Annotated in this window: 8 protein-coding genes; 4 read left to right on the top strand and 4 right to left on the bottom strand. The window is 63.5% G+C overall.

What is annotated here, in order from left to right; all coding sequences use genetic code 11:
* Positions 1-71: 71 nt before the first annotated feature.
* Together VJ604_RS13405 and VJ604_RS13400 are read left to right on the top strand one after the other, a co-directional pair.
* The gene (locus VJ604_RS13405; RefSeq protein ID WP_324083297.1) at positions 72-1,502 is read left to right on the top strand and encodes a sigma-54-dependent transcriptional regulator; all 1,431 of its coding nucleotides are present in this window, start codon (positions 72-74) and stop codon (positions 1,500-1,502) included.
* 91 nt (positions 1,503-1,593) lie between these two features.
* Positions 1,594-1,770 (top strand): hypothetical protein, encoded by a 177-nt coding sequence (locus tag VJ604_RS13400; protein WP_324083296.1) that lies wholly within the window; start codon positions 1,594-1,596, stop codon positions 1,768-1,770.
* Between the two features lie 127 nt (positions 1,771-1,897).
* Here VJ604_RS13400 and VJ604_RS13395 read toward each other — a convergent pair whose 3' ends face one another.
* A complete protein-coding gene (locus tag VJ604_RS13395) occupies positions 1,898-3,460 on the bottom strand; it encodes a sensor histidine kinase (protein WP_324083295.1) in 1,563 nt (520 codons plus the stop codon).
* A gap of 315 nt (positions 3,461-3,775) precedes the next feature.
* Here VJ604_RS13395 and VJ604_RS13390 point away from each other — a divergent pair, with 315 nt between their 5' ends.
* Positions 3,776-4,084, top strand: coding sequence for a hypothetical protein (locus tag VJ604_RS13390; protein ID WP_324083294.1), 309 nt, complete (start codon positions 3,776-3,778; stop codon positions 4,082-4,084).
* A 54-nt stretch (positions 4,085-4,138) separates the two neighbouring features.
* Here VJ604_RS13390 and metE read toward each other — a convergent pair whose 3' ends face one another.
* From metE to VJ604_RS13375, 3 genes are all read right to left on the bottom strand, one after another.
* Entirely contained in the window at positions 4,139-6,436 is a 2,298-nt protein-coding gene (metE, locus tag VJ604_RS13385; protein ID WP_324083292.1) for a 5-methyltetrahydropteroyltriglutamate--homocysteine S-methyltransferase, read from the bottom strand.
* Positions 6,437-6,710: 274 nt separating this feature from the next.
* Positions 6,711-7,112, bottom strand: coding sequence for an Hsp20/alpha crystallin family protein (locus tag VJ604_RS13380; RefSeq protein WP_324083291.1), 402 nt, complete (start codon positions 7,110-7,112; stop codon positions 6,711-6,713).
* 53 nt (positions 7,113-7,165) lie between these two features.
* A complete protein-coding gene (locus VJ604_RS13375) occupies positions 7,166-7,609 on the bottom strand; it encodes an Hsp20/alpha crystallin family protein (protein ID WP_324083290.1) in 444 nt (147 codons plus the stop codon).
* Between the two features lie 154 nt (positions 7,610-7,763).
* Between VJ604_RS13375 and VJ604_RS19375 the strand changes: the two genes are divergently transcribed.
* A partial coding sequence (locus VJ604_RS19375) for a transposase (RefSeq protein ID WP_414652440.1) occupies positions 7,764-7,924 on the top strand: 161 nt, incomplete at its 3' end.

Genomic DNA, 7,924 nt, shown 5'->3' with positions numbered 1-7,924 from the left:
CCCCTGGTCCCCCCTTTATCACGGGGGGGACCTGTAGCTGAAGACGGTGCCCCAACGCCTTTACTGGAGGAATGAGCTACGTGTTAGAGAACAAGCACCTGCAGCGGATCCTGCTGGTCGATGACGAACCCCAGATCCTGGAGAGCTGCCAAAGCTGCCTCAAGAACAGCGGTTACCCCGACGTGGTGACCGAAAACGACAGCCGGAAGGTGATGGCGCTTTTGGCCCGGGAGGAGGTCTCGGTCATCGTGCTCGACCTGCGCATGCCGCACCTGACCGGCCTGGAGCTCCTGCCGCAGATCGTCTCCCAGCACCCCCAGATACCGGTCATCCTGGCCACCGCCAACAACGACGTGGAGATCGTGGTCAACTGCATCAAGGAGGGGGCCTTCGACTACCTGGTGAAGCCGATCGAGGTGAAACGGCTGATCACCTCGGTCCGCAAGGCCCTGGAGATGCGCTCGCTCTCCAGCGAGCTCACCGTCCTGAAGCACTACATGTTCACCGACCGGCTGGACCACCCGGAGGCCTTCCAGTCCATCGTCTCCGGCAACAAGAGCATGCGCGCCATCTTCCAGTACCTGGAGGTGATCGCCGGCACCAGGCAGCCGGTGATGGTCACCGGCGAGACCGGCACCGGCAAGGAGCTGATCGCCCGGGCCATCCACGAGCTCTCCGGCTGCAGCGGCGAGTTCGTCGCCCTGAACGTGGCGGGGCTGGACGACAACATGTTCTCCGACACCCTGTTCGGGCACCGCAAGGGGGCCTTCACCGGCGCCGACCAGGCGCGCGACGGCCTGATCACCAGGGCCGCCGGCGGCACCCTCTTCCTGGACGAGATCGGCGACCTGAACGAGATGTCCCAGATCAAGCTCTTGCGGCTTCTGCAGGAGCAGGAATACTACCCGGTCGGCTCGGACTTCCTGAAAAAGAGCGACGCCCGCATCGTGATGGCCACCAACCGCGACCTCCTCGAGCGGATCAAGGAAGGGAAGTTCAGAAACGACCTCTACTACCGGCTGTGCGGCCACCGGGTCCACCTCCCCCCCCTCAGGGAGCGGCTGGACGACATCCCGCTCCTGCTCGACCACTTCCTGACCACCACCTCGGCCACCCTCGGCAAGAAGAAGCCGACCCCTCCCCCCGAGCTGGCGGTGCTGCTCGCCCTCTACAACTTCCCCGGCAACATCCGGGAGCTGGAGGCGCTGGTCTTCGACGCGGTGCTCAGGCACCGCTCCGGCATCCTCTCCATGGAGACCTTCCGGGCGGTGATCGGCGACGAGCGGCTGGCCCGCTCGGCCACCACCCACGAGCCCTCCAGCGACGAGAACCCGCTGGCCGCCATCTTCGGGCACTTCCCGACCATCGACGAGGTCGAGGAGTACCTGATCCGCGAGGCGATGAAGCTCGCCAAGGGGAACCAGGGGCTGGCCAGCAAGATCCTGGGGATGGGGCGGCAGACCCTCAACAAGCGGCTGAAGACGCACGGAAGCGGCGCCTGAAAGCGGGGAGCCGCCATGGGTTTTCTTTCCCACACGGCTCTGCTATAAATAGAATTAGATAGGGAAATCCGCCGGAAAGGAGGAACGGAAGATGAATCCCGAGATCGCCAAGCTAAGCCCGGCTCAGAAGCTGATGAAACAGGCCATTCATGAAATCGACGACTACTTCGGTGAGGGGGTTGCTTTCAAGAACATCGATTTCCTGGGGAGCTATATCCAGACCCTGGCGCTGCTCGAGCTGAAGGAGACCCTCCGGAACAAGCTTTAGCTACCTCGACCTGTAGCGCGCAACGAGGCCGCCCCAGCTTTTCGCGCCGCCTGCCTGAACTCGTCGAGGTGAGCAATCCCCTCAGCACCCCTCGTCGCACCAGCATCTGTCAACCGCCTGCCGAACACTACCGCACCCCGTTTTGGGGAAGGGAAAACCAGAAGGTCGCACCTCCTCCCACCGTCCCCTCGGCCCACACCCGGCCGCCGTGCCTGGCGATGATCCGCTGCACGATGGCGAGGCCCACCCCGGTCCCCTCGAACTCCTCGTTCCTGTGCAGCCGCTGGAACAGGCCGAACAGCTTGCTGAGGTAGGCGGCATCGAAGCCGACCCCGTTGTCCCGCACGAAGAACCTGGTCTCCTGTTCCTCCTGCAGGGCGCCCACCTCGATCCGGGCCCTGCTGCGGTCCCGGGTGAACTTGACCGCGTTGGCCAGCAGGTTGTAGGCCACCTGCCTGAGCATGGCGGCGTCTCCCATCACCTCCGGCAGGGTGCCGATCACCCATTCGATCTCCCGCCCCTTGGCCTCCTCCGCCAGGTCCCGGACGATGTCCCTCACCAGTTGCCCGAAGTCCAGCCTGCTCTTCATCATCTCCGCGCGCCCCATGCGCGAGAAGGAGAGCAGGTCGTCGATCAGGTTCCCCATCTTCTTGGCCGCCTCGGTGATCACCTGCAGGTAATGGAGGCTCTTGTCGTCCAGTCCTTCCGGGTTGCGGTTGTTGAGCAGGTCCACGAAGCCGATCACGTGGCGCAGGGGCGCGCGCAGGTCGTGGGAGACCGAGTAGCTGAAGGCCTCCAGCTCGTGGTTGCTCGCCTCCAACTGCTCGATCTGGCTCTTGAGAGCCGTGTTCAGCTCCCTGATCTTGGCGTCGCTCTGCTTTTGGCGGGTGATGTCCCTGATCACCGCGTAGGCCCAGGTCCCCTCGGAGGTCTCGATGGGGGTCAGCATGATGTCCACCGGGATCTCGCGCCCCTCCTTGCTCTGGCCGTACAACTCCAGCCCGATCCCCATCTTGCGGGGGCGCGGGTCCTGGAAGTAGCTTTTGCGGTACTGGCGGTGGCTTCTCAGGAAACGCTCCGGCACCAGGCGCTCCACCCGCTGGCCGATCAGCTCCTCCCGCATGTAGCCGAAGAGCGCCTCGGCCTGCTGGTTGACCTTGCGGATCGCCCCGCTGCCATCCACCACCACGATGGCGTCCGGGGAGGTCTCGAACAGCCGCTCGAACATGTTGCGGCTTTTCTGAAGGGCATCCTCCAGTTGCCGCCTTTCGGTGAAGTCGCGGGTGATCTTGTTGAAGCCGATCAGTGAGCCGTCGGCCTCGTAGAGGGGGGTGATGGTGATACCGGCCCAGAAGCGGCTGCCGTCCTTCCTGAGCCGCCAACCCTCAAGCTCCAGGCTGCCGGCGCTCTTGGACATCTCCAGCTCTCTGGCGGGTTTGCCTGCCTTGACCTCTTCGGGGGAATAGAAGATGGAGAAGTGCTTGCCGATGATCTCGCTGGCGCTGTACCCTTTGATGCGCTGGGCGCCTTCGTTCCAGGAGAGGATGTACCCCTTGGGGTCGAGCATGAAGACGGCGTAGTCCCTGATCTGCTGAACCATGAGCCGGAAGCGGCTGTCGGTGAGGAGCTTCTGTTCCACCGACAGCTCCGCCGCGGGTGGGGAAGTGGAGCTCTTGTCTTTATCGCGCATCGGGGCTGCCCGTTACTGGTTGGGTGCTGCCTGCCAGGGTGTTGGCTGTGGTCCGGTTAGCGTGGTTTCATGTAACTGCCCGTGATTACTGGCGCTATTTGAATGAATTATATGCTTTTCGTCCCCCTTTTACAAACCCTGGCCCGGCGGCGGCCTGATGATCTCTGCTGTGGGATGGAGCGGTCGGCAGGGGCGAGGAGGGCGGCAGGGGGGGGCGCTGCGGGCTGGCGTTGCGGGCGGGAATTAAAGTTACCGGCGCTCTCTGTCGATAACGAGCACATGGCGTGCTCGGCACGGCAAGGCAAGGAGACAGATATGAACGACCTGCAGTGGTACCGCCTCTACTCGGACAGCGAGCCGATCGTCGAAAAGGAGCTCCTGAACAAGCTGCTGTCCAACGGGGCGCTGGCGAAGTTCGCCCTGGTGCGGCACAACGGGGAGTACAAGGCGATGCTCTATGTGAACGGCAAGCGGATCAACGGCCCAGCGCTTCCCGAGCCGCTTACCACCCCCAACGGGGAGGTGACCCACTGGATGGGAAACAAGCCGGGGGTCGGGCTGACCACCTCCGAGGCGGAAATGATCATCCAGGCGGTTACCGACCGGATCGAGCGGGCCCGCTAGCCCGGTCCCTGTCATGGAGGAACCCGCTGCCGGCCCGCTCTCCTTTACCCGCCGTTACCTTCCCATCTCCCGCAGGTTCCTCGCCGCGTACACCATGTTGGCCAGCGCCTCCTTGGTCTCCGTCCACCCCCTGGTCTTCAGTCCGCAGTCCGGGTTGACCCACAGTCGCTCCCGCGGGACGAACTCGAGGGCCCGCTCCAGGAGGTCGTACATCTCCTGGCAGGCGGGTATGCGCGGCGAATGGATGTCGTAGACCCCCGGCCCGATGTCGTTGGGATAGCTGAAACCCTTGAAGGCCTCCAATAGCTCCATCTGCGAGCGGGAGGTCTCGATGGTGATCACGTCGGCGTCCAGGGCGGCGATCTCGGCGATGATGTCGTTGAACTCCGAGTAGCACATGTGGGTGTGGACCTGGGTCTCGTCGCGCACGCAGGAGGTCGCCAGCCGAAAGGCGTCCACCGCCCAATCGAGGTACTCCCGGCGGTCCCTTTGGCGAAGCGGCAGTCCCTCCCGGAAGGCCGGCTCGTCGATCTGGATCACCTCGATGCCGGCCCGCTCCAGGTCCGCCACCTCGTCCCTGATGGCCAGCGCGATCTGCAGTGCGGTCTCCCGGCGGGGCTGGTCGTCGCGCACGAAGGACCACTGCAGGATGGTGACCGGCCCGGTGAGCATCCCCTTGACCGGCTTGTCGGTGAGCGAATTGGCGAAGGAGCTCCAGCCGACGGTCATGGGTGCCTTGCGCCGCACGTCGCCGAAGATGACGGGGGGGCGGACGCAGCGGCTGCCGAAGCTCTGCACCCAGCCGTTTTGGGTGAAGCAGCATCCTTCCAACTGCTCGCCGAAGTACTGCACCATGTCGTTTCGCTCGAACTCCCCGTGCACCAGGACGTCCAGTCCGATCTCCTCCTGCAGGCGGATCGCCTTCTCGATCTCCCGTTTCATCGCCTGCTGGTACTGCTCCTCGCTGAGCTTCCCCTGGGTAAGCTGTGAGCGTACCCTCCTTACCTCCGCGGTCTGTGGGAAGGAGCCGATGGTGGTGGTCGGGAAGATCGGGAGCTTGAGCGCCTGCTGCTGCTTTTCCCGCCGCTCGTGGAAGGGGGCCTTCCGCTTGAGGTCGGCAGCTGAAACCCCCTTGAGCCGCTCTTTCACCTGCGGGTCGTGGATGAGCGGGGAGCGCCGCCGCTCATCGAGCTCCCGGCGGTTTTCCTCCAGGCGCGCCGTTTTCTCAGCGCTCCCCGAGTTGGTGAGCGAGGCGATCTCCGCCACCTCGGCCACTTTCTGCCGGGCGAAGGCGAACCAGTCCCTGAGCTCCGGGGGGAGGGCGCTGTTGGACGCCTCCAACGCGCAGTCATAGGGAGCATGCAGAAGCGAGCAGGAAGGGGCCACCCAGACCCGCTCGGTGCCGAGGGCCCGTACCGCCCGCTCGGCGGCCGCCACGGCGCGACCGAGATCGCTCTTCCAGATGTTGCGGCCGTCCACCAGGCCAAGCGAGAGGGTGAGAGAGGAGGGGATCTCAGCGAGGAGCCGGTCCAACTGGTCGGGGGCGCGCACCAGGTCGAGGTGCAGAGCGTGCACCGGCAGGTTGATGGCGAGGGAGGCGTTTTCCCTGAGGCCGTCGAAGTAGGTGGCCAGCACGATCTTCAGCTCCGGGAGCGCTTCGGCGATCCGGGAGTAGGCGCTTCGGTAGGCCTCGCGCGCCTGGTCGTCGATGTCCAGCGCCAGAAACGGTTCGTCCAGCTGGATGAAGCGCGCGCCGGCCGTCATGAGTTCGTTGAGCAGCGCGATGTAGACCGGTAGCAGCCTGGGCAAAAGTTCCAGCCGATGGAAGCCCGGCTCCTTCTCCTTGCCGAGCAGGAGGTAGCTGACCGGGCCGGTCAGTACCGGCTTGGCCTCGATCCCCAGTCCCTTCGCCTCGATCAGTTCCCCCACCGCCTTGGTGCCGGTGAGGGAGAACTGCTGGGCGCGGGCAAACTCCGGCACGAGGTAGTGGTAGTTAGTGTCGAACCACTTGGTCATCTCCATGGCGATGATATCGACCCCGTCCTGCTGGTACCCCCTCGCCATGGCGAAGTAGAGGTCCAACTCGGGCCCCTCGGCGAGTTGCTGATAGCGCGGCGGTACCGCCCCCACCGCCAGGGTGAGGTCGAGGACCTGGTCGTAGTAGGAGAAGTCGTTGCAGGGGATGAGATCGAGGCCTGCTTCCTTCTGGACCAGCCAGTGTGCCCGCCTGAGCTTCTCGCCGGTCTGCATCACCTCTTCCAGATCGCCTTCTCCGCTCCAGTACCGCTCGCAGGCTGTTTTCAGTTCCCTATGAGCGCCGATCCGGGGATATCCCAAGTTGTGGGTCAGCATTGCCACCTCCACCCGTTTGGTTTTTTACCGCTCGCATGATTGTACCGAAACAGCTGGTCATTACAAACTGATAGCGACCCTCTGCGCATAACCCCCTCTTGATGGTGAATTACCCTCGCCCCTTCACGGGGAGAGGGTGCCCGAAGGGCGGGTGAGGGGTGGGACGAGGGGGAGTACAAAAGAGAGGGTCCGCAACGAAAACGGGCCACGGCGCAGACCGTGACCCGTTGCAGCCCCCGCTTAAGGGGCGCTCGCTTGGGTGTCTTGGGCGGGATTACTCCTTGCTTATCGAGACCTCGATGCGACGGGGTCTGACCGCCTCGGCCTTCGGCAGGCGCAGGGTCAGCACGCCGTTGTTGAATTCCGCCTTGACCGCCCCCTGGTCGACCCCCTCCGGGATCTGGAACTGGCGGTAGTACGGAGCCCACTCAAACTCGCTGTAGACCGGCCTGCCGGGCATTTCCCGGCCGACCGGCGCGTTGATGGTCAACACCCCCTTGTCCAGGTGGATGTCCAGGCTCTGCTTGCTTGCTCCCGGCAGGTCAGCCGTCAGCACCAGCCCCCCCTCGTCTTCCATGATATTGACGGCGGGCTTCAGGAAACGCTCCGGTGCCCTGGTTTCCTCCCTGTGCTGAGGGGTCCTTTCCTGCTCGTGCGTGGTTACGTTCGCTGCCATGATGGTTCCTCCTGTCCTTCGCATGGTTACCTTTTAGCTGGAATTTGGTTGTATCAGCCCTGACGGATCTCGATCTTGCGCGGCTTGGCATGCTCGGACTTGGCCATGGTTATCCGCATCACGCCGTCCTTGTACTCGGCCGAGGTCCTGTCCGCATTGATGTCGGCGGGGAGGTCCACCGTACGGGAGAACTTGCCGAAGCCGAGCTCGCTTCTGTGTAGCAGCCCCTTTTCGGCCGGAGCCTTACGCTCGCCGGAGAGGGTGAGGGAGCCGCGCAAAAGGGAAAGCTGCAGTTCCTTGGGATCAACCCCCGGGAGCATGGCCTCTATGTAGAGATGCTCTTCGTCCTCGCTGAGGTTGATTAGCGGGAAACGCCGGCCCGAAGTGGGGGAAAGGAAGGTGGCACCCAGCGGACGGGCGACTCCTGCGCCACGGAATGCTTCGTCGATCTCTCTTCTCAAGTTGTCCAACTCGTTGAAAATGCTCCAGCTCGCCATGTTGGTTACCTCCTTTCGTTGTGCTGCATCTGGCAGAAAGATAATAACGGTTTTGGCGATGTCAAGGGGGGCTTGCAGCGAGGATCAGGGAGATTTGAGCTATCTTCACTTTTGAGGACACACCATATATCCTAACGGACCAGGAGGGTGTGTCATGAGAGCGAATCGAAGATACGATTCGGAGTTTAAGCTCCAAGCAGTGAAAGAGGTTGTCGAGAACAACCGCAGCATCCGCGAGGTAGAAAGCAGCCTCGGCATTACCCATGGAGTGCTGAAAGGTTGGGTGCAGAAGCACCGTGACCAGCAAAATCCGAC

It is taken from the genome of Geomonas sp., assembly GCF_035254065.1.
In the GTDB taxonomy this organism is placed as follows: Bacteria; Desulfobacterota; Desulfuromonadia; order Geobacterales; family Geobacteraceae; genus Geomonas.
The sequence above is the reverse complement of the archived record's forward strand: the minus strand, read 5'-3'. Positions and strand labels throughout refer to the sequence as shown.

Excerpts from the sequence above, each read along its gene's own strand:
- metE (WP_324083292.1), bottom strand. The coding sequence starts at position 6,436 with ATGCTGACCCACAACTTGGGATATCCCCGGATCGGCGCTCATAGGGAA.
- VJ604_RS13380 (WP_324083291.1), bottom strand. The coding sequence starts at position 7,112 with ATGGCAGCGAACGTAACCACGCACGAGCAGGAAAGGACCCCTCAGCAC.
- VJ604_RS13400 (WP_324083296.1), top strand. The coding sequence starts at position 1,594 with ATGAATCCCGAGATCGCCAAGCTAAGCCCGGCTCAGAAGCTGATGAAA.
- VJ604_RS13405 (WP_324083297.1), top strand. The coding sequence starts at position 72 with ATGAGCTACGTGTTAGAGAACAAGCACCTGCAGCGGATCCTGCTGGTC.
- VJ604_RS13390 (WP_324083294.1), top strand. The coding sequence starts at position 3,776 with ATGAACGACCTGCAGTGGTACCGCCTCTACTCGGACAGCGAGCCGATC.
- VJ604_RS13375 (WP_324083290.1), bottom strand. The coding sequence starts at position 7,609 with ATGGCGAGCTGGAGCATTTTCAACGAGTTGGACAACTTGAGAAGAGAG.
- VJ604_RS13395 (WP_324083295.1), bottom strand. The coding sequence starts at position 3,460 with ATGCGCGATAAAGACAAGAGCTCCACTTCCCCACCCGCGGCGGAGCTG.